This is a genomic window from Flavobacterium sp., assembly GCF_027484705.1.
In the GTDB taxonomy this organism is placed as follows: Bacteria; Bacteroidota; Bacteroidia; order Flavobacteriales; family Flavobacteriaceae; genus Flavobacterium.
Genome location: NZ_JAIXSL010000020.1, coordinates 115,559 through 135,093, shown reverse-complemented (window position 1 = coordinate 135,093; position 19,535 = coordinate 115,559). Strand labels below are relative to the sequence as shown.

General features: G+C 40.4%; 21 protein-coding genes, 3 tRNA genes and 1 riboswitch. Of the genes, 15 read left to right on the top strand and 9 right to left on the bottom strand.

Annotation, left to right across the window (positions count from 1 at the left end; translation table 11 throughout):
• The first annotated feature begins 383 nt into the window (after nt 1–383).
• Both Q0058_RS12580 and Q0058_RS12575 read left to right on the top strand, forming a co-directional pair.
• On the top strand, nt 384–1,232 hold the full coding sequence (locus Q0058_RS12580; protein WP_298224457.1) for a transketolase: 849 nt from the start codon (nt 384–386) through the stop codon (nt 1,230–1,232).
• A 70-nt stretch (nt 1,233–1,302) separates the two neighbouring features.
• Nucleotides 1,303–2,256 (top strand): transketolase C-terminal domain-containing protein, encoded by a 954-nt coding sequence (locus tag Q0058_RS12575; protein ID WP_298224455.1) that lies wholly within the window; start codon nt 1,303–1,305, stop codon nt 2,254–2,256.
• A gap of 59 nt (nt 2,257–2,315) precedes the next feature.
• On the opposite strand, the gene Q0058_RS12570 is transcribed toward Q0058_RS12575, so the two are convergent.
• Nucleotides 2,316–3,281 carry an FKBP-type peptidylprolyl isomerase gene (locus Q0058_RS12570; protein ID WP_298224453.1) on the bottom strand — a complete coding sequence of 322 codons (966 nt, stop codon included), beginning with the start codon at nt 3,279–3,281 and terminating at the stop codon, nt 2,316–2,318.
• Between the two features lie 79 nt (nt 3,282–3,360).
• Between Q0058_RS12570 and Q0058_RS12565 the strand changes: the two genes are divergently transcribed.
• Together Q0058_RS12565 and Q0058_RS12560 are read left to right on the top strand one after the other, a co-directional pair.
• Nucleotides 3,361–3,738 carry a S4 domain-containing protein gene (locus Q0058_RS12565; RefSeq protein WP_298224451.1) on the top strand — a complete coding sequence of 126 codons (378 nt, stop codon included), beginning with the start codon at nt 3,361–3,363 and terminating at the stop codon, nt 3,736–3,738.
• A gap of 21 nt (nt 3,739–3,759) precedes the next feature.
• Nucleotides 3,760–4,257, top strand: a complete 498-nt coding sequence (locus Q0058_RS12560) for a phosphoribosyltransferase family protein (RefSeq protein WP_298224505.1) — start codon at nt 3,760–3,762, stop codon at nt 4,255–4,257.
• On the opposite strand, the gene Q0058_RS12555 is transcribed toward Q0058_RS12560, so the two are convergent.
• Nucleotides 4,249–4,764, bottom strand: coding sequence for a shikimate kinase (locus Q0058_RS12555; RefSeq protein ID WP_298224449.1), 516 nt, complete (start codon nt 4,762–4,764; stop codon nt 4,249–4,251). The two genes, Q0058_RS12560 and Q0058_RS12555, sit on opposite strands and share 9 nt — an antisense overlap.
• A 131-nt stretch (nt 4,765–4,895) precedes the next feature.
• On the opposite strand from Q0058_RS12555, the gene Q0058_RS12550 reads away from it, so the two are divergent.
• The 3 genes from Q0058_RS12550 to Q0058_RS12540 all read left to right on the top strand — a co-directional run bounded on the left by Q0058_RS12550 (nt 4,896) and on the right by Q0058_RS12540 (nt 5,191).
• A tRNA-Lys gene (locus Q0058_RS12550) sits at nt 4,896–4,968 on the top strand.
• 28 nt (nt 4,969–4,996) lie between these two features.
• A tRNA-Lys gene (locus Q0058_RS12545) sits at nt 4,997–5,069 on the top strand.
• Between the two features lie 38 nt (nt 5,070–5,107).
• Nucleotides 5,108–5,191 (top strand) — tRNA-Leu (locus Q0058_RS12540).
• Between the two features lie 76 nt (nt 5,192–5,267).
• Here Q0058_RS12540 and Q0058_RS12535 read toward each other — a convergent pair.
• Nucleotides 5,268–5,705: a response regulator gene (locus Q0058_RS12535; RefSeq protein WP_298224447.1), complete on the bottom strand. Its 438-nt coding sequence runs from the start codon at nt 5,703–5,705 to the stop codon at nt 5,268–5,270.
• A gap of 209 nt (nt 5,706–5,914) precedes the next feature.
• Here Q0058_RS12535 and Q0058_RS12530 point away from each other — a divergent pair, with 209 nt between their 5' ends.
• From Q0058_RS12530 to Q0058_RS12515, 4 genes are read left to right on the top strand one after another with little or no spacing between them, the layout of a single operon-like run.
• Nucleotides 5,915–6,811, top strand: a complete 897-nt coding sequence (locus Q0058_RS12530; protein ID WP_298224444.1) for a MerR family transcriptional regulator — start codon at nt 5,915–5,917, stop codon at nt 6,809–6,811.
• A 20-nt stretch (nt 6,812–6,831) separates the two neighbouring features.
• Nucleotides 6,832–8,292, top strand: coding sequence for an NAD(P)/FAD-dependent oxidoreductase (gene crtI, locus Q0058_RS12525; RefSeq protein WP_298224442.1), 1,461 nt, complete (start codon nt 6,832–6,834; stop codon nt 8,290–8,292).
• Nucleotides 8,293–8,295: 3 nt separating this feature from the next.
• Complete coding sequence (locus Q0058_RS12520) at nt 8,296–9,135, top strand: phytoene/squalene synthase family protein (RefSeq protein ID WP_298224440.1); 840 nt, start codon at nt 8,296–8,298, stop codon at nt 9,133–9,135.
• 4 nt (nt 9,136–9,139) lie between these two features.
• Nucleotides 9,140–9,583, top strand: coding sequence for a sterol desaturase family protein (locus Q0058_RS12515; protein ID WP_298224438.1), 444 nt, complete (start codon nt 9,140–9,142; stop codon nt 9,581–9,583).
• Nucleotides 9,584–9,629: 46 nt separating this feature from the next.
• Here Q0058_RS12515 and Q0058_RS12510 read toward each other — a convergent pair whose 3' ends face one another.
• Genes Q0058_RS12510 through Q0058_RS12495 form a run of 4 tightly spaced genes read right to left on the bottom strand, consistent with a single transcriptional unit; the run spans nt 9,630 to nt 11,715 of the window.
• Nucleotides 9,630–10,163, bottom strand: coding sequence for a DUF4252 domain-containing protein (locus Q0058_RS12510; protein WP_298224436.1), 534 nt, complete (start codon nt 10,161–10,163; stop codon nt 9,630–9,632).
• A gap of 6 nt (nt 10,164–10,169) precedes the next feature.
• On the bottom strand, nt 10,170–10,715 hold the full coding sequence (locus tag Q0058_RS12505) for a DUF4252 domain-containing protein (RefSeq protein ID WP_298224434.1): 546 nt from the start codon (nt 10,713–10,715) through the stop codon (nt 10,170–10,172).
• A 48-nt stretch (nt 10,716–10,763) separates the two neighbouring features.
• A complete protein-coding gene (locus Q0058_RS12500) occupies nt 10,764–11,219 on the bottom strand; it encodes a hypothetical protein (RefSeq protein WP_298224433.1) in 456 nt (151 codons plus the stop codon).
• Nucleotides 11,206–11,715, bottom strand: coding sequence for a sigma-70 family RNA polymerase sigma factor (locus tag Q0058_RS12495; protein WP_298224431.1), 510 nt, complete (start codon nt 11,713–11,715; stop codon nt 11,206–11,208). Before Q0058_RS12495 ends, Q0058_RS12500 begins: the two co-directional genes overlap by 14 nt.
• A gap of 117 nt (nt 11,716–11,832) precedes the next feature.
• Here Q0058_RS12495 and Q0058_RS12490 point away from each other — a divergent pair, with 117 nt between their 5' ends.
• Nucleotides 11,833–13,302, top strand: coding sequence for a S41 family peptidase (locus Q0058_RS12490; RefSeq protein ID WP_298224430.1), 1,470 nt, complete (start codon nt 11,833–11,835; stop codon nt 13,300–13,302).
• 34 nt (nt 13,303–13,336) lie between these two features.
• On the opposite strand, the gene Q0058_RS12485 is transcribed toward Q0058_RS12490, so the two are convergent.
• Nucleotides 13,337–14,428 (bottom strand): DUF5074 domain-containing protein, encoded by a 1,092-nt coding sequence (locus tag Q0058_RS12485; RefSeq protein ID WP_298224428.1) that lies wholly within the window; start codon nt 14,426–14,428, stop codon nt 13,337–13,339.
• A gap of 5 nt (nt 14,429–14,433) precedes the next feature.
• Nucleotides 14,434–16,263, bottom strand: a complete 1,830-nt coding sequence (locus Q0058_RS12480; protein ID WP_298224427.1) for a TonB-dependent receptor — start codon at nt 16,261–16,263, stop codon at nt 14,434–14,436.
• Nucleotides 16,264–16,291: 28 nt separating this feature from the next.
• A riboswitch (cobalamin riboswitch) is annotated at nt 16,292–16,491 on the bottom strand.
• A gap of 83 nt (nt 16,492–16,574) precedes the next feature.
• Here Q0058_RS12480 and Q0058_RS12475 point away from each other — a divergent pair.
• From Q0058_RS12475 to Q0058_RS12465, 3 genes are read left to right on the top strand one after another with little or no spacing between them, the layout of a single operon-like run.
• Entirely contained in the window at nt 16,575–17,717 is a 1,143-nt protein-coding gene (locus tag Q0058_RS12475; RefSeq protein ID WP_298224425.1) for an ABC transporter substrate-binding protein, read from the top strand.
• On the top strand, nt 17,714–18,745 hold the full coding sequence (locus Q0058_RS12470; RefSeq protein WP_298224423.1) for an iron ABC transporter permease: 1,032 nt from the start codon (nt 17,714–17,716) through the stop codon (nt 18,743–18,745). Before Q0058_RS12475 ends, Q0058_RS12470 begins: the two co-directional genes overlap by 4 nt.
• Nucleotides 18,745–19,533 (top strand): ABC transporter ATP-binding protein, encoded by a 789-nt coding sequence (locus Q0058_RS12465; protein ID WP_298224421.1) that lies wholly within the window; start codon nt 18,745–18,747, stop codon nt 19,531–19,533. Before Q0058_RS12470 ends, Q0058_RS12465 begins: the two co-directional genes overlap by 1 nt.
• Nucleotides 19,534–19,535: the final 2 nt, after the last annotated feature.

Genomic DNA, 19,535 nt, shown 5'->3' with positions numbered 1-19,535 from the left:
AAGGGTCGGGCTATTCGCTCCCAATTTTTTTTGCCATCCGAACCATAGTGAACTGACGAAATAAACACTGGCAAAAAAAGATTTCCGCTACTATCCCTCACGCGGCTCTCGAACCGATTGTACTTGCAGTCTATGATTGAACATCCTAAATACCTGAAGTACAACAGAAAAAACCGAATGTCCACTGAACATTCTCCTCTTAATCTCACCCGAGCGTTAGCGAACTGGCGAAGCAAATCTCAAGCAGTTTGGTGGTGGGTTGAAAAATCGATTTGAAATCGAAAATCTCACAGCGCAAATCCTTAATAACTATTCCAAAAATGATTTGCCTTACGCCGAAATAAGATTTACTTTTGAGGCAAATTAATTTATACCATCACACAATGGCTAACATCCAACAACTAAACGATTTAACAACACAAGTCAGAAGAGACATTCTTCGCATGGTGCACGCTGTCAATTCAGGACATCCGGGCGGTTCGCTGGGTTGCGCCGAATTCATGGTCGTGCTTTACCAAAACATCATGGAACGCAAACCCGGTTTCGACATGGACGGTATCGGGGAAGATTTATTTTTCCTTTCCAACGGCCACATTTCACCGGTTTTTTACAGCGTATTGGCGCGCTCGGGTTACTTTCCAGTATCGGAATTGGCGACTTTCCGTCTGATCAATTCGCGTTTGCAAGGGCATCCAACAACACACGAAGGTTTACCTGGCGTTCGAATCGCTTCAGGTTCCTTAGGGCAAGGAATGTCAGTAGCGATTGGTGCAGCGCAGGCCAAAAAACTTAACAAAGACAACCATTTGGTGTTCAGTCTTCATGGAGATGGCGAATTGCAAGAAGGTCAAAATTGGGAAGCCATCATGTATGCTTCAGCAAAAAAAGTGGACAACCTTATCGCTACGATTGACCTTAACGGAAAACAAATTGACGGTACGACCGATGAAGTTTTAAATATGGGAAGCATCCGCGCCAAATTTGAAGCTTTCGACTGGGATGTATTAGAAGTCAAAGAAGGAAACAACATTGAAGCGATCATTGCCGGACTGACTGAAGCCAAATCGAGAACCGGAAAAGGAAAACCGGTCTGCATCCTATTGCATACAGAAATGGGCAACGGCGTCGATTTTATGATGTACAGCCACGCATGGCATGGAAAAGCGCCGAATGATGCGCAACTCGAAAATGCCTTGTCCCAAAATTATTGTGAAACCGAAAGTGACTATTAATAACGCCTTAAGCAATATGCAGTATGCTTTAAGCCTATTGCCTATAGCTTGTAGCCTTTAGCAAACAAAAATGAAAAAATACGAAAATACAGGAAGTAAAGATACGCGTTCAGGTTTCGGCGCAGGAATGACCGAACTCGGTAAAACCAATGAAAATGTAGTCGCTTTATGTGCCGATTTGATCGGATCCTTAAAACTAGACGAATTCATCAAAAACAACCCCGAAAGATTTTTCCAGATCGGGATTGCTGAAGCCAATATGATTGGAATCGCAGCAGGTTTGACCATTGGTGGAAAAATTCCGTTTACGGGCACTTTTGCGAACTTCTCTACAGGAAGGGTTTACGACCAAATCAGACAATCGGTTGCTTATTCGGATAAGAATGTAAAAATCTGTGCATCACATGCCGGATTGACGTTGGGCGAAGATGGTGCGACGCATCAGATTTTAGAAGATATCGGACTCATGAAAATGTTGCCTGGGATGACCGTCATCAATACTTGCGATTACAACCAAACCAAAGCAGCGACTTTGGCAATCGCCGACCATCACGGTCCGGTTTACTTAAGATTCGGAAGACCGGTGGTTCCTAATTTCACCCCTGAAAACGGAAAGTTTGAAATCGGGAAAGCGGTAATGCTTAATGAAGGTTCTGATGTGACTATCGTCGCTACCGGGCATTTAGTCTGGGAAGCGTTGATCGCTGCGGAAGCGCTTGAAGAAAAAGGGATTTCGGCTGAAGTGATCAATATTCATACGATCAAACCTTTAGACGAGGAAGCGATTTTAAAATCATTGTCGAAGACCAAATGCATCGTGACCGCTGAAGAACACAACATTATTGGTGGTTTGGGAGAAAGCATCGCCAGGGTTTTATCGCTGAACAGTCCTATGCCGCAGGAATTCGTGGCTGTGAATGACAGCTTCGGAGAATCGGGCACACCGGAACAACTGATGGAGAAATACAAGCTGAACCATCAAGCGATTGTGGAAGCAGTGGAGCGTGTGATGAAAAGAAAATAACAGACTCCAATAAATAAAAAAATCCCTTCATAATCTGAAGGGATTTTTTTTATGGGTTATTAGTTTTGTTCTGGTCTATCAGGATCAAGATAATTTGGAATTCCATCATTATCATCGTCTTCAAATATAATGGTTCCATCGGTGTTTTTATGAATTTCATAGAACGTATAATATCCATCGCCATCATCGTCCGAATCATAAAGATTCTGAACACCATCACCATCGGTGTCATCGTTGGTGAAAAGACCATCATGATTCAAATCTTCTATATTGGAAATAACGCCATCGGAATCCTGATCTGCGGCTTTTACTTCATACAATTTAAAGGTGAATACCAATGGGGAGTATGAAGGTATCGTTACCCCACTTAATGAGGAAGTTCTGCCCACGTTAAAATAAGCAAACCCCGAAGGAATGAAAACAACACCCAAACCAAAGTCAGCGTATGAAGTAGGTTCGCCGTCTACAACGGTTTTGTTTCCTTCTTTAAAAAACGGAAAAATTTCCCTCCAGCCTCTCACGGCATTGTCTAATGTTAAAAAATCAGATGGAAATGGGGTGTATTCAAATAGTGTAGCATTCAATGTAGTAACGGACACGTCATTCACTTTTTTCGTCGTATAATTCAGATAGGTTCCCCTGTAAGCTGCCAGAACGCCATCTACTCTTGAAGGTTTTACAGCATTCGGATTGGTATTATCAGCCTGATATTTGATGTAATAAATCTGATAAGTCTTGTCATTGTATTCGACTGTTTTTTTTCTTAACTGAGGAAACGAACCATCTGGCACGGATAAAAGATCCATCATCTTAGTTTGCCCGTTGTCAATCTTGCTCATTTTTATTTCCTGATTCTCTAGCGTGATATAGTGCGTATTGAGGTAGTCCTCAATCATATCCATATCATCTTGATACTGCACATCGAAATCACGTACTGGAACTTCATCAACGCTGTCAGATTTGTTGCATGAAAATAAAATGGAGACCGAACAGAAAAGAAAAAAATAAAACTTAAATTTGTTCATTATAGCTGAAATTAAGGAGCGCAAGATACAATATTGATTTATTTTTGTAAATAATTTAACGTCTATTTTAAGAAAAAATATGAGAGTCGATAAATATCTGTGGTGCGTGCGTTATTATAAGACCCGAAATATGGTGACAGAAGCCTGCAAAAAAAACCATATTACCGTCAATGGTCAGGTAGCCAAGCCATCAAAAGAAGTTTTTGCGACCGATAAAATCACTTTCAGAAAAGACCAAATCACCCAAACGATTACTGTTTTAGATATTCCGCCGAACCGCGTAGGGGCCAAATTGGTGGATATCTACCGAAAAGACGAAACCCCGATAGAAGCGTTCCAGCATCTGGAATTGTTGAAGCTCTCCAAAGAACACTACCGCAAGACCGGCGATGGACGTCCAACCAAAAAAGACCGCAGGGATTTAATTGATTTTGAAAACGAAACCGAAGAAGAATAAACAATATTGGCAGTAACCCAAATAAAGATGAATAAAATCCTAAACCATACAGAAATCGAGCATAAAATCAAGCGGATTGCTTATCAGATTTATGAAACCTTTGTAGACGAAGACTCAATCGTTCTGGCCGGAATTGCCAGTAACGGTTATATTTTGGCGGAAAAAATTGCCAAGGTGTTGGGTGAAATATCACCTTTAAAAATTTTGCTTTGCGAAGTGTTTATCGACAAACAAAATCCGAATGCGGAAATCACCACTTCATTGTCTAAAGAAGCATACAAAAATCAAGGATTGGTTTTGGTCGACGATGTTTTAAATTCAGGAACCACTTTGGTGTATGGTGTAAAACATTTTCTGGAAGTGCCGCTTTCTAAATTTAAAACCGCCGTTTTAGTAGACCGTAATCATAAAAAATATCCTGTGAAAGCGGATTTCAAAGGAATTTCTTTGAGCACTTCGCTTCAGGAACATGTTCAGGTAGTCTTTGATTCAACTGGAGATTATGCTTACTTAAATTAAATAGGATTCTATTTCAGCTACAATTTCTTCCTGTGCTTTTTCGCCGGCATCAATTACATGGGTAGCTTTGTGGTAATAATAACTTCTTTCAAAAAGATGCTGTGCAATAAAATCCTGTAACTCCTGCCCTTCTTTGGCAGCAATAAGCGGTCTCGATTGTTTTTCTTGCTGTAGCCTTTCAGTTAACACTTCCACAGGAACTTTGAGATAAAACGAAACTACTGATTCTCCACGCAGTAATTCATGATTGTTAGCGTAACAAGGCGTTCCGCCGCCAAGACTCAGGACGAATTCGTTTGAAAATGCCATCAATTCTTTAAAAACCTCGTGTTCTGATTTTCTGAAATAGATTTCACCTTTATTTTCAAATATTGAATGGATTGACATTTGCTCCTTTTTTTCGATGCATTCATCCAAATCTAAGACAGGAATCTGAAGTTGCTGTGCCAATAATCTTGCAATTGTAGACTTCCCCGAACCCATATAACCGAGCAAAATTATTTTCATAGCAGCAATAATACCCTATATATTAAGGCGTTAAAAGTAAATATTAAAAAAAGCCAAATTTAAAAGAAAATTGCTTTGAAAAATAAATAATAAGGCCTTATATTTGCACCCGCGTTAAAGAAAAGACTTTTGACTTGGTAGCTCAGTTGGTAGAGCACATCACTTTTAATGATGGGGTCCTGGGTTCGAGCCCCAGCCAGGTCACAAAATTCGAAAACTTATCTTTAACTCAGACTTGGTAGCTCAGTTGGTAGAGCACATCACTTTTAATGATGGGGTCCTGGGTTCGAGCCCCAGCCAGGTCACAAAAAAGTCGTTCATTTTGGATGGCTTTTTTTATTTCGGCGACGTGGAGAAATTGGTAGACTTGCCAGCTTGAGGGGCTGGTGCTCATTAGGGCGTGTGGGTTCGAATCCCATCGTCGTCACGATTAAATAAACAAAGGATAAATCACAAAGCTCGCTTTAAAGATTTATCCTTTTTAATTTTACTACAATACGGATTTAAGCGCTATACAAAAAATTCCGTCTGTCCAGCTTATGCTGCTCCCAATCTAATTTTAAGACATAAGCTATCACTTTCCTCAACGCATCAATGGAATTGGGTTTGGTAATAAATAACGAAGCGCCTAAATCCCAGCACTTTTCCACGACATCCATATTGCTGGTAGTGGAATATACTATTAGTGGCAAATCATTGAATTTTCCGGTGCTTTTGATATCGCCTATGATTTCAAATCCTGTTTTCAACGGCATGTTCAAATCCAAAAAAACCACGGATGGTAGCGGTGGCGGATGCTGTAAAATCTTGAACATCTCGTCTGGAAAAAGAAATAATTTTACATTTTCCCCCATAGCATTTACAGCCTCGCTGAAGAAATCCAGATCATCCTGATCGTCGTCTATATAAAATATTGATCCTGAATAGGGTTTGCTTTCCATAAATTAAATTTTTTATTACTTTAAAGATAACACTTATCAACACTAGCATCTTTGCATAATAACAGCTTAATGTATTAAAATTCCAGTAAATCAGGGTGTTTTCAGATTCCTCAATGCTACTCAAAAAAAAAAAATCGAATTAAAGATTTCCACATTAGAAGATAATTCAAACTTATTGTTTACTTTTGTTTAACCTTTTTTAAATAAAAATGAACAATATAAAAAACTCTTTCAGTATCAAGGATTTGGAAAATCTTTCAGGCATCAAAGCACATACGATTCGGATTTGGGAAAAACGGTACAATGTGCTCGAACCCTCACGCACAGACACGAACATCCGGCTTTACGATTTACAAAGCTTGCAAAAATTGCTCAACATCACTTTATTGCACAACCATGGGTATAAGATTTCGAAAATATCAAAGTATGCCCCTGAGAAAATTCCGATGCTTGTACGCGAAATCATTACCGAGAAAAGCGTAAAAAACCACGCGATCAGTGCTTTCAAAATGGCGATGATGAACTTCGATCAGGCGCAATTCCACACGACTTACAATGATTTACTGGCAGAAAAGTCATTTCGCGAAGTTTTCTACGATGTATTCATCCCATTCATTACAGAAATTGGTTTGTTGTGGCAAACAGATACGATCACCACTGTACACGAACATTTTATTAGTTCCTTAATACAGCAAAAAATTATCAATAATTCTGAGAAGATTCAAAGAGAAGAACCTAAATTTGACGACAGGGTTTTTGTACTTTTTTTACCGTCGAACGAAATTCATGAGTTGGGGTTGATGTATCTCAACTACGAAATTCTATTTCATGGTTACAAAACTATATATTTAGGAGAAAGTGTTCCGTTTCAAGATTTGATGGTCTTGAACCAATATTTCGACAACATTACATTCGTATCTTACTTTACTGTAGAACCAAATAAAGACGAAGTGAATGAATATGTCAAACAAGTACAGCAAAAAGTACTCGTCGACAATACCGAATTCTGGATTACCGGAAGGCTTTCAGAGTACATCCATCCGAGCCTTATCAATGCACAAACTAAAAAATTCGCAAGTATCAGAGAACTTGTAGACGCCATATAAATAAGTCCAACGACACCTTTATGAAAAAAGACATCAAAATAATCGGTTCAGGATTTTCTGCTTTGGCGGCTTCGTGCTATTTGGCCCAGGCCGGGCATCAGGTGACCGTTTATGAAAAAAACGCCACTATTGGTGGGCGTGCACGTCAGTTGAAAAAAGAAGGTTTTACTTTTGATATCGGTCCAACCTGGTATTGGATGCCTGATGTGTTCGAACGCTTCTTCGCCGATTTTGGAAAGAAACCTTCGGATTATTATCAGCTGCAAAAACTTTCGCCGGCTTATCAGGTTTATTTTGGCATCAATGAATTTATCACGATTGCCGACAATCTCGAAGCCATCATCCAGACTTTTGAAGCGGAAGAAAAAGGAAGCGGAAAAGTTTTAGCCGAATTTATGGCGGAAGCCAAAAGCAACTACGATATTGCGATTAAAGATTTGGTCTACAATCCCGGCGTTTCCCCTTTGGAACTCGTCACTTTGGAAACGATGAAAAAAGTCGGGCAATTCTTCAGCAACATCAGCAAAGACGTCCGCAAAAAATTTAAAAACAAAAAACTGATCCAGATTTTAGAATTTCCTGTGTTGTTTCTTGGTGCAAAACCTTCCGACACACCTTCGTTCTACAGTTTTATGAATTATGCTGATTTTGGCTTGGGCACTTGGCATCCGAAAAACGGTATGTACAGTGTAGTCTTAGCGATGGAAAAGTTAGCTTTAGAATTGGGTGTGACGATTCATACCAACTGTAATATTTCCAAAATCAATGTCAATCAGAACCAAGCTACAAGCCTGACAGTAAATGGTGAAATCATTTCCGCCGATATTGTATTGAGCGGCGCCGATTACCATCATACAGAAACTTTGCTTGATGTTGAAAACCGTATGTATTCTGAAAGTTATTGGGAACGCAAAACTTTCGCGCCGTCGTCATTGCTTTTCTATGTTGGTTTTGATAAAAAAATCGAAAACGTAGAACATCATTCGTTATTCTTTGATGTCGATTTTGACATTCACGCCGCCGCGATTTATGACGATCCAAAATGGCCTGAAAATCCTTTGTTCTATGCGAGTTTTCCATCTAAAACCGATGCAAATGCCGCGCCTGAAGGAAAAGAAGCAGCTATTTTCCTAATCCCAATTGCGCCTGGCATTCAAGATACTGAAGCATTGCGGAATTATTATTTCGATGAAATTATAAAACGCCTCGAAAACCTGACGCGGCAGTCTGTTAAAAGCAATATTTTATTTAAAGAATCGTTCTGTTTGAATGACTTCATCAAAGATTACAATTCCTATAAAGGCAACGCGTATGGCATGGCGAACACTTTGTTGCAAACCGCTTTTCTGAGACCAAAACTCAAAAGCAAAAAAGTACGTAATTTATATTTTACCGGACAACTTACCGTTCCAGGACCGGGCGTTCCACCAGCCTTAATTTCAGGAAAATTAGTAGCCGAATTAATCGAAAAACACATTTAATTTATGAAATCTATCTTCGATACCGTTTCTTTTGAATGTAGCAGGAATGTCACCAAAGCCTACAGCACCTCGTTTTCTACCGCGGTCAGAATGCTGGCGCCAAGCATTCGTCAGGACATTTATAACATCTATGGGTTTGTACGTTTTGCAGATGAAATCGTAGACAGCTTCCACGATTATGATAAAGCCGAATTGTTCGCGCTTTTCGAAAATGATTTAGAGCGCGCCTTAAAAAATAAAATCAGCCTGAATCCCGTTCTGAATGCGTTCCAGCATACGGTTACGAAATTTAATATTCCTGAGGAGCTCATCGCGGCCTTCATGAAAAGCATGAAATTAGACCTGCATAAAACAGAATATAAAACAAAGGATGAGTACAACGAATATATTTTTGGTTCCGCCGATGTGGTCGGTTTGATGTGCCTGAAAGTGTTTGTGAATGGCGACCAACAGAAATACGAAATCCTAAAAAATGGCGCGATGCGATTGGGATCGGCTTTTCAGAAAGTCAATTTCTTGCGCGATTTGAAAGCGGATTTTGAAGGTTTGAACAGAACCTATTTCCCCGACACAGATTTGAATCAATTGGATGAAACCGCCAAATCGAAAATCATCGCCGAGATCGATGCAGATTTCAAAGCTGGTTACGAAGGTATTTTGTTGTTGCCTTTAGAAGCAAAATTAGGCGTTTACACAGCTTATGTTTACTACAAAAAACTGTTATCCAAATTAAGCAAAACGCCTTCCTCTGAAATCAAAAATACGCGCATCAGAGTTCCGGATTATCAGAAATACGGATTGTTTGCAAAATGTTATTTCAACTATAAACTAAAATTTATTTAAGATCATGTGGACGAATATACTAGTTTTTTTTGTGACTTTCTTCTTCATGGAATTTATGGCATGGTTCAGTCATAAGTACATCATGCACGGTTTCTTATGGAGCCTGCACGCCGACCACCACAAAAAAGACCACGATTCGTGGTTTGAAAGGAACGATGCGTTTTTTATTTTTTACGCTGTCGTTAGCATCGGTTTCTTTTTGCTTTGGCAATACGATATTTTAACGATTGGCTTAGCCATCGGCCTAGGGATTTTCGCCTACGGCTGGACGTATTTTTTAGTGCACGACATTTTCATCCACCAACGGTTTAAACTGTTCCGCAATGCCAATAACATGTATGCCAGAGCGGTAAGACGCGCGCACAAAATGCACCACAAACACATCGGAAAAGAACATGGCGAATGTTTCGGAATGTTGCTCGTGCCTTTCAAATATTTCAAGAAATAAAAAAACCTTCCGCATTGGGAAGGTTCTTCAATAAATGATTTTATAATTACTTCGACATCAATTCCTGCAAAGGCTTGAATTGATCCAGATTGAGTTTGGAATCTTTGAGCATCGAAATCATATTCATAATGGCGGTCGGGCTCATGTCTTTTCCCAGAACACGTACGATCGCAAATCCGTTTTCAGCCTTGTTCGCATACACAACGAATTCGTTGATGTGTTCGTCTTCGCCTACAAAACTTACTGAAGCGCCGTCTTTACCCGATCCGAATTTCATCAGTTGCTGGTATTTCTCCTCTTTAAGAATGGCATTGACTTTAGCGCGTTCGGTTTCAAATTGCGCTTGGTTTTTACCGTTGCATTTGAAAGCTAGAACATTCATTTTATCAAAAGATTTTAGTGCTTTGGTTTGTTCGGCGGTCAGTTTCATTTGATCCAATTTGAGGATGCTTGGTGAAACATCGACGGCAACGAAATCCTTATTATCGGAATTCTCTACAAAATACTTCTGCAACGAAGGCTCATCATTACAACCTATCAATACTAACAGCAGTGCGATATAAATGGAGATCGATTTCATATCGGATTATTTATTGCCTTTAGGACCTTTGGAACCTTTGGTCGCTTTTTTCAAATCTTCGCCGCCCGGAAAACGCATTTTGTCGGTGAGTACTGAAATTTCATTCAAATCAAAATCTCCCGTTAGCGACATCAGCACAGTGTCTTCATTTTTACTGCCTTCGATAAACATCAGCAATTCGCGCACCTGACTGTCGCTGGCTCCTGATTTCACAAGGATTTTGATGTTTCTGCCATCCTGATTCACACGCATCAATTCTTCAAGACCGGCCGTTTTGATGTATTTTTCTGAAGCGGCGCGCATTTCGTTTTCTACGCGTGTACTTTTTGTCGTGAAGACTTTGAGGTTGTCTAACTTCTTAATTAGATTCAGATACTGTTGGGCTTCCTTGTCTGAAGCTTCCATTTTGACTTTGCTCATCAGGTCGAACATTTTCTTGTTGACGATGATCGAAGTTACGTCGTCTTGCCCGTCGAATTTATCGAAAGCGCCTTGGGCGAAGAATGGGCTCGACATTAAAAAAACTACCAGTGTGACTAAAAAATTTTTCATGTTTTTGTTTTTTGATGATTAATAGATATTGAATTTGATGATGATTGATTACTCCGTGATGAATATTTGGTCTTTGGTATTTTCGTAATTCTGAATATATTGGATGCTTTCTATACCAACATTCACATTCGTTGACAACATCGCCAAAGCTTTTTGTGTTTCGCGGAAAGCTTCTTCAGGATCGTCATAAGTGCCCAATTCCTCATTGCTTTTTTCAGCAGAAAGATTGTTGAAAGCATAAATCCCGACGCCCAATAAAACGACAATCGAAGCGGCTATCGAAATCCATTTGATCTGGCTTTTTTTACTTTGCTGTAAAGGCAGCTCACGTTCAAAATTTTGACTTTTCTCTGTGGCATAATAACCAAATAAAGCCTGATACTGCTGCAAATGTGGCGCAACGGTTTCTGAAGAAAAATACCTTTTCAATTCGTTTTCTTCGGCAATCGTGGTTTCGCCTTCAAAATATTTTTCGAGTAGTGTTTCTATTTTATACAATTCCATAACTGTGTGTTTTTAGCATGTATTCGCGGATGGTTTTTCTTCCTCTTGAAAGCGCCACGCGAATCGCCGTTTCATTCATTTCTAAAATTTTGGCGATTTCAGCAAATTCGTATTGCTCGATGTCGCGCATTTGTATGATCAGCCGTTGTTGTTCCGGCAAAGTATTGATGATTTTCTCAACCCAATTTAAGCTGTCGGTATCTTCCAATTGCTGGTGTAATCCCGGTTCTCTATCCGTAAAATTATTATGAACGATTTTCAAATTCCCGGCCCTTTTTGATTTGAGCTGGTCAAGACAATAATTTTTGGTGATGGTCATCGCAAAAGCTTCCACGCTGTGATACGAACCGAGGCTTTCATTCTTATTCCACAATTTGACGAGCACTTCCTGAGTTGCATCTTCAGCTTCTTCGGTACTCACGAGCAATCGCTTGGCGAGCCGGAAGACTTTATCCTTAAAAGGAGCAATCAGATGTATAAACTCATGTTGGTTCATTCGGACGGTTTTGTTGAATCGATGTAGAGGCAAGACGAAGCCGCTATATTTTTGTTACAAAGAAGCGAAAATAATTTCGGAATACTTAAATTTACCATCGTTTGAATCCGAATTGATATGAAAAAAAATTGCTACCTGCTTTTATTCCTGCTTGTTTTCGGACAGCTTTTTCAAAGTTGTGACGTGCAGGACGACAATAAAGTTCCTGAAGATATTGCCATCCAAAATTTTGTCTGGAAAGGATTGAACCTTTATTATCTGTGGCAGGCCGATGTTCCGAATTTAGCTGATTCCCGATTTGCGAATCAATCTGATTTGAATCAGTTTCTCTATGGCTATTCAGACCCAAAAAGTTTATTTCAAAATTTGTTGAACAAACCCAGAAGCCTGTTTCCGAATCCTGGTGAAGCCATCGATCGTTTCAGTGTGATTACTGATGATTATTACGAACTCGAAGGCATACTCGCCGGAACGACCAAAAACAACGGAGCCGATTTTGCTTTGTTTTATAAAGATGCTTCTCAAACTGATGTATTTGGTGTCGTACGTTATATTCTGCCGAATTCAGATGCGGCTTCAAAAAACGTACAACGCGGAACTATTTTCTATGCGATCAATGGCGTGGCGTTAAACAAAAACAATTACAGCGACTTGTTAAGTCCGGATACTTACACTTTGAATTTTGCAGCTTATGACAATGGCAACATCACACCCAACGGGCAATCGATAAGCCTGACCAAAACGGTTCTTTCTGAAAATCCTGTTTTGATTTCGAATGTCATTACTTCAGGAACGCACCGCATCGGTTATCTGATGTACAATGGTTTTTATCCAAATTACGAATCACAACTCAATGCAGCGTTTGCCAACTTCAAAGCCCAAAACATCACCGAACTTGTTTTAGATTTACGTTACAATTCCGGCGGTTCGATTGCAACGGCGACACGTTTGGCCAGTATGATCACGGGACAATTCACGAATCAGGTTTTCGCCAAAGAACAATGGAATGCGAAACTCGAAGATTATTATCAGTCGAACAATCCAAACACACTTTTGAATTTGTTTCCGACAAGATTGGGCAATAACGAAATGATCTCAAGTCTGAAACTGAGTAAAATTTATATTTTAACTACAAAAAGCACCGCCTCTGCGAGCGAACTCGTGATCAACGGATTGAAACCTTACATTAATGTAATCCAGATCGGGGATGTTACGGTCGGGAAAAACGTGGGATCGATTACACTATACGATTCCCCTTCATTCTCAAAAGAGGGCGCCAGCACCAAACACCGCTACGCCATGCAACCTTTGGTATTGAAGATTGTCAACAAACTAGGCTTCGGCGATTACACGAACGGCTTGGAACCCAACATCGCCCTAAAAGAAAATTTCGGAAACATGGGCATACTCGGAAATGTTGATGAACCTTTACTGAACCAAGCCATCAATGCGATTATCGGCAGCGGCAGAAGCATTCCGTCAAACCGTGTGCGCCACTTTGAAGCGCTTCAGGATACCAGAAATGTTACGCGTCTGAAAAACGAAATGTATCTCGATCAATTTCCTAACGCTGTGCTCTCAAAATAAAAAAGCTTCCTGTTTCCAGAAAGCCATTTCATTTTTATTGGTTAAAATAAAACCCATTCGGACCGACTCGGGTTTCAAAGCTTCCGAGTAAGGTTCCTATTGTATTAGGAAAGATGCCAGTCGAGTAAACTTTAACCTCACCGTTGGTTGTAAATGATTTAGCATCGGCAACATAAATTCTTTCGTTTTTTACTGCGAATCCATAAATATATTGAGCGGTTGGTGAAAAGGCTTCCGAAGTAGACAAAGCAGTTGCGGTCAATGCCATTTTATATACTTTTGAATTCATGACATAATAAGCATTACTGCCGAAAACAGAAAAATAATTTACGTGATCTGTAGCATTAGGCATCGTGAACGTTTTGGTCACGGTATTTGAAGCCAGGTTGACTTTAACGATACTCCCTGCAGTCTCCACATCAGGAGCTACAGCATATTGTGAATGCCCGTTACACGAAACCCAAAGCGTCGTGCCGTCCACTGCCATTGTATCAGGCATATCGCTTACGGTAATCGTCGTACTGATCGTATTTGTAGCGGCATCAATCACGGTAATCTTGTTGCCATTGGTTCCTAAATCATTATGGGCTACATAGAGTTTCCCTGCGTTTTCAATGATTTTATTTGGAAAATCGCTAACCGGAATGGTCGCTGTTACTGTATTAGTAGCCAAATTAATTACTGATACGGTTCCGGTTCCTACGCCGGAATTCCAATTGGTCAGGTAGCCTTTTCCGTTGGCGAATGCTATGTATCTTGGTTGGTTCAAACCTGTAATCGAACCCACTTTTTTGAGCGAATAACGATTGACGATTTCAATTTTTCCGGTTACATTGACTACAACATAAGCGAGATTGTCATGAAACCCGATGCTTTGTCCGGTATTGCCAATCATGGCGCCTGGATTTAGTACGCCGTAATCGATGTTTTCAGATTGGCTTAAATCGAACGAAATATAAGTTAAGGAAGCATTATCCTGCCCGAAGTTTCCTTCATTCAGAACCAAAACGCCACTGTCATAATCTCCTTTAGGGATATAATTTGCGACAGTATCATCATCACTGGTACAGGAGTTCAAAAATAAAGCGCTTATCAAAGCGAATGCAATCAGTTTGTTTAGTCTCATTGTTTTTAAATTTTAATGGTTAAGTTGATATTGAAATTCCTTCCAGGTAATGGCCGGCTGGGAACATTCTGATAATTTTCGTCCGCTAGATTCAATATTCGGAATCCTAAGGAATAAGTATTTTTTGTGCCAAAATGGTAATCGATGCTGATGTTGGAAACCGCATATTCTTTTAAAATGGTCTGATCATCATCCAAAATAAAAACGGCGCCATTAAAAAGAAATTGATAATCGATGCTTAATTTTTTATAACTGTAGCCTAGGCCGCCCGTAAATTTATGATACGGAACATAAGTCAGCTGGTGGTTCGATTCCTTATCTTTTGAAATGGTATAGGCATACGTTGAAGTCAGTTTGAAGGTATGCGCACCGATGTTCCGCTCGCAATCTAACAGAAATTCAGCGCCGTAACTGGCTACACTGCCCACATTTTCGGGAGACCAGAAACCATTAGTGGGTTTCCAGCGCAACAGGTTATCAATATCATTGTAATAAGCCGTCGCTGAGAATCTAAATCCTTTGCCATGAAATTCGTGACCGAGTTCGTACTGTATCGATCGCTCGGGTTCCAAATTCGGATTGCCGCCAAATTTCCAGTACAGATCATTGAAAGTCGGCATTCTAAAATTCCGTGACACATTGATTTTGATGTTGTAAAACGAAGTCACTGCGGCATTGGCACCTATCGAAAACAACCACGGACTTTTATAAGCGTTACTTTCTTCCTTGCGCAGACACCATTCCGTTTGCAGGTTTTTGAAAAAACGGTATTTGGTCATCAATGCCAAGGAACTGGTATAACGCGTGGCATTTTTGATGCTTTCGCCCGTGCCTTTAGTTTGAGTATAATCTACACTGCTGTTGATTTCCCAACGATTCGTAATCGCATAGCCAAAATCATATTTGCCGATGAAAGTCTCCGCAGTCGAAGTCTCGAAGTCAGGTTTGTCGTAATCCGTGAAATATTGGTATTGTTCCGAAAGGAAAGCCACTCTCGCCGATGACTTGATTTTATCGTATTGTACGAGCCATTCCAATAAGTTGCGCGTGTTATATTCGCGGTATTTATTCTTGGAATCTGAAGCTATTGTACCCGAAAAATGCCTTTCACTTTCAAAAAACTGGCTGTAAATTTTAAGCAGTTGAAACTTATTAAGCTGATATCCAAAAGCCACATTCATACTCGTATTATAAAATTGCCCGTTATTATTTCTGCGTCCGTGTTGCTCGGGATATTCATAATCGTTGTCCGAACTGTTTCTTGAAAGACTGATGTTCGCACTGGCTTTTTCGCCTGATATGATGGTTTTATAATTCGCGCCCAGCGTGTTAAAACTGCCGTACGAAAGGAACAATTCGTTGCGGAACTGCTTTTTGAAAGTCAATTCGTTATTCAGGTGAATGCTGCCGCCAATCGCGCTACTTCCGTAGATGGCACTTCCGCCGCCGGAACGCACCGTAATACTCGAAAAATCTCTGGTGGTAATGGTATTGAAATCAGTCTGTCCATGGAGTTGCGAATTGATGTTGATGCCATTCCAAATCACAGCAGTTTGCGACGCTGTAGTTCCTCTAAATGAAGGTGAAGAAACCATCCCTAAACCATTTTCCTTGAAATAAACCACCGAATTGTAATTCAATAAGGAAGTCAACGACGACGCGTTTTTTCTAATCACGGAATCATTAAGCACCTGAACCGACTGGGTTTTGGAAAAACTTTTGAGATACGGATCCGAAACGACAACCTCTTTGAGTTTGACAATCGTATCCTGTTGCGCACAAAGGATTTGGCACAGCAGCAACATACAGAATAGAAACAGCTTTTTTGCAGTCATAATGTCTGAACCTTTTTCCCGAAGATTCGATATTTGTTATGAAAAAGGCAGGTCTCCTGGCTTGCGTCTTGTTGTTTACCTTCCCATCGCGATGATTGCGACAGTGGTGTTGTAGTTAACAACAAGCTTGATAGCTTACAGTTGCGGGAACAGCTTAGGTTTTGAACCTAATTCCCTTTTAATGGGGTTTGAAATCGTCAAACCACAACCTTAATTCGAGCGCAAAGATAGGCTTATGATTTGGAATTCAAAATAAAATTTGAATTTTAAAACGGTTTACCTATACCTTTGCAACGCTTGAATGAAAGTCTATGAAATCTGTTCTGCTCAAAATCCCATTGCTGTTTTCACTGTTATTCCTCGCTGGATGCCAACAAAAAAAAGGCAATCTGGTCACGGATCATCTTGACGGAACCAACCAGATTCAGTACGCCAAAGGAATATCGATTGTGAAGCATCAAGGATTTTCAATTGTAAAAATCACCGATCCTTGGCCCAATGCTGCAAAAGTCTACACCTACATTCTTCAGGAAAAAAAAGGCAGCATTCCGGACAGCCTCAAACAAAATACGATCATTCAGATTCCGATTAAAAAGATTGTCGTGACCTCAACCACGCATATTCCGTCTCTGGAAATGCTTGGCGTCGAAAACACACTTATCGGTTTTCCGAATCTCGATTATATTTCTTCCGAAAAAGTTCGCCAGCGCATTGATTCCGGAAACATCAAAGAACTCGGAAGCAACCAGAACCTCAATACCGAAGTACTCATCGATATTGCGCCCGATGTCATCGTTGGTTTTGGCATCGACAACAACAATCCTACTTTAGACAACCTTCAAAAAAGCGGGCTCAAAGTCATCCTCAACGGCGACTGGAACGAACAAACACCACTCGGCAAAGCAGAATGGATCAAGTTGTTTGGCGTCTTATACGGTATGGAATCGAAAGCGAATACCATTTTCGACAACATCGTTTCGGACTATAAAAAAACTGCCGCTATCGCATCCAAAGCCAATACAAAACCAACCGTTATGGGCGGCGCGATTTATGAAAACCAATGGTATTTACCCGAAGGAAACAGTTGGGGTTGTTATTTTCTCAAAGAAGCGCATGCCCAATATTTATGGGCCGACAGCAAAGGCACGGGAAGTTTGTCGTTGTCGTTTGAAAGCGTTCTCGAAAAAGCGCAAAATGCCGACATCTGGATTGGTCCGGGCGAATTTACGTCGCTCAAGGAAATGCTTGATGCCAATCCACACTACGGACAATTCAAAGCTTTTCAGAATAAAAAGGTCTATTCATACAGCACGCGCAAAGGCAAAAAAGGCGGGCTTATTTTTTATGAACTAGCACCCAACCGTCCAGATTTGGTATTAAAGGACATTTTAAAAATCACGCATCCGGAATTGCTGCCGGATTATCAGTTGTATTTTTTTGACCAGTTACAATGATACAACGCCAACAACATACTTTTCTTTATCTTTTACTGCTGGTCATCGCGGTGTTTCTACTCATTTTGGATATCAGCTTAGGATCAGTAACCATTCCGTTTAAAGAAGTACTGACCACATTAACTGGTGGAAAAGCTTCTAAAGAAACCTGGGAATATATCATCTTAAATTACCGTTTGCCCAAAGCAATTACTGCGGTTTTGGTTGGCGTCGGTTTGTCGGTCAGCGGTTTGCTGATGCAGACTTTATTCCGGAATCCGTTGGCCGGACCTTATGTTCTTGGACTTAGTTCGGGTTCGAGTTTGGGCGTGGCTTTGGTCATTTTAGGTGCGGGATTTTTACCTGCGGTTTGGGGTAGTTTTTTAGTATCTTCTTATGGAATCATCATCGCTTCCTGCATCGGAAGTTCTTTGGTGTTGCTTTCGATATTGGTAATTTCACAACGCTTACGCGATACGACTGTAATCTTAATCGTCGGATTGATGTTCGGCAGTTTCACGAATGCGTTTGTGGGCGTCCTCTCCTATTTCAGCACCGCGGCACAATTGCAGAAATTCACGTTTTGGTCGCTCGGAAATTTAGGCAATTTATCGTGGAATTCCATTTTGGTTTTGACCATCACGGTGATGATTGGAATGGTATTGAGCCTCGCCAGTATCAAATCGCTTGATGCCTTACTACTTGGTGAAAACTACGCGAAAAGCCTTGGCATGGATTTCAAAAAATCGAGATTCATCATCATTATGGCTACGAGTATTTTAGCAGGAAGCATCACCGCTTTTGCCGGACCGATTGCGTTTGTCGGACTTGCCGTTCCGCATATGGCCAAACTGATTTTCAAAACGAGCAATCATGCGGTTTTATTCTGGAGCACTTCCATGATTGGGATGAGCATTATGCTGTTATGTGATATGATTTCACAAGTTCCGGGTGGTGATTTTACGTTGCCCATTAACGCAATTACATCAATAATTGGCGCGCCTGTAGTCGTTTGGCTATTAGTCCGCAAAAGAAAAATGATGGGCTGATGGAACATAAAACTACATTAAAAACCTCAAATTTAAGCATCGGCTACGCGGATTCCAAGCAAGTGAATTGCATTGCATCGGCTGTGAATATTACATTGAAGAAAGGCAAACTCATCGCACTTATCGGCGCCAACGGTATCGGGAAATCTACGTTGTTGCGTACGCTAACGGGAATCCAAAAACCACTTTCAGGCGAGATCGATCTGAATGAAAAACCGCTGCATTCATTTGAATCACTTGAGCTCGCACAACAAATGAGTTTAGTGCTTACAGAAAAATTACCACCAAGCAACTTGACCGTTTACGAATTGATTGCTTTGGGCAGACAACCTTACACGAACTGGATCGGAAAATTATCGGAACTGGATCGCCATAAAATAGATGAAGCAATAGCCTTAACACAAGTCGAAGCTTTACTTGCCAAAAAGCATTACGAAATCAGCGACGGACAACTCCAGATTGTATTGATTGCAAGAGCGTTGGCACAGGACACGGATCTGATTATCCTTGACGAACCGACAACACATCTCGATTTGAAGCATAAAGTTTCACTATTCAGGCTGCTTAAAAAACTAACTCAGGAAACTCAGAAATGCATCTTATTTTCGACGCATGACATCGACATGGCGATTCAACTGAGTGATGAAATAATTGTGATGAATGAGCGGAAAACCATACAAGACAAGCCTTCAGCATTGATTGCCAATGGCGTTTTAAACACCTTGTTTTCTGATGAACATCTTTTCTTTGATGCCGTGACTGGCAAATTTATTTTCAGAAACCTGTAATT

Coding starts and splice junctions, on each gene's coding strand:
- Q0058_RS12555 (WP_298224449.1), bottom strand. CDS start 4,764: ATGAAAATAATTTTGCTCGGTTATATGGGTTCGGGGAAGTCTACAATT.
- Q0058_RS12510 (WP_298224436.1), bottom strand. CDS start 10,163: ATGAAATCGATCTCCATTTATATCGCACTGCTGTTAGTATTGATAGGT.
- Q0058_RS12530 (WP_298224444.1), top strand. CDS start 5,915: ATGAACAATATAAAAAACTCTTTCAGTATCAAGGATTTGGAAAATCTT.
- Q0058_RS12580 (WP_298224457.1), top strand. CDS start 384: ATGGCTAACATCCAACAACTAAACGATTTAACAACACAAGTCAGAAGA.
- Q0058_RS12570 (WP_298224453.1), bottom strand. CDS start 3,281: ATGAACAAATTTAAGTTTTATTTTTTTCTTTTCTGTTCGGTCTCCATT.
- Q0058_RS12485 (WP_298224428.1), bottom strand. CDS start 14,428: ATGAGACTAAACAAACTGATTGCATTCGCTTTGATAAGCGCTTTATTT.
- Q0058_RS12505 (WP_298224434.1), bottom strand. CDS start 10,715: ATGAAAAATTTTTTAGTCACACTGGTAGTTTTTTTAATGTCGAGCCCA.
- Q0058_RS12515 (WP_298224438.1), top strand. CDS start 9,140: ATGTGGACGAATATACTAGTTTTTTTTGTGACTTTCTTCTTCATGGAA.
- Q0058_RS12475 (WP_298224425.1), top strand. CDS start 16,575: ATGAAATCTGTTCTGCTCAAAATCCCATTGCTGTTTTCACTGTTATTC.
- Q0058_RS12480 (WP_298224427.1), bottom strand. CDS start 16,263: ATGACTGCAAAAAAGCTGTTTCTATTCTGTATGTTGCTGCTGTGCCAA.
- Q0058_RS12575 (WP_298224455.1), top strand. CDS start 1,303: ATGAAAAAATACGAAAATACAGGAAGTAAAGATACGCGTTCAGGTTTC.
- Q0058_RS12465 (WP_298224421.1), top strand. CDS start 18,745: ATGGAACATAAAACTACATTAAAAACCTCAAATTTAAGCATCGGCTAC.
- crtI (WP_298224442.1), top strand. CDS start 6,832: ATGAAAAAAGACATCAAAATAATCGGTTCAGGATTTTCTGCTTTGGCG.
- Q0058_RS12470 (WP_298224423.1), top strand. CDS start 17,714: ATGATACAACGCCAACAACATACTTTTCTTTATCTTTTACTGCTGGTC.
- Q0058_RS12520 (WP_298224440.1), top strand. CDS start 8,296: ATGAAATCTATCTTCGATACCGTTTCTTTTGAATGTAGCAGGAATGTC.
- Q0058_RS12500 (WP_298224433.1), bottom strand. CDS start 11,219: ATGGAATTGTATAAAATAGAAACACTACTCGAAAAATATTTTGAAGGC.
- Q0058_RS12565 (WP_298224451.1), top strand. CDS start 3,361: ATGAGAGTCGATAAATATCTGTGGTGCGTGCGTTATTATAAGACCCGA.
- Q0058_RS12535 (WP_298224447.1), bottom strand. CDS start 5,705: ATGGAAAGCAAACCCTATTCAGGATCAATATTTTATATAGACGACGAT.
- Q0058_RS12495 (WP_298224431.1), bottom strand. CDS start 11,715: ATGAACCAACATGAGTTTATACATCTGATTGCTCCTTTTAAGGATAAA.
- Q0058_RS12490 (WP_298224430.1), top strand. CDS start 11,833: ATGAAAAAAAATTGCTACCTGCTTTTATTCCTGCTTGTTTTCGGACAG.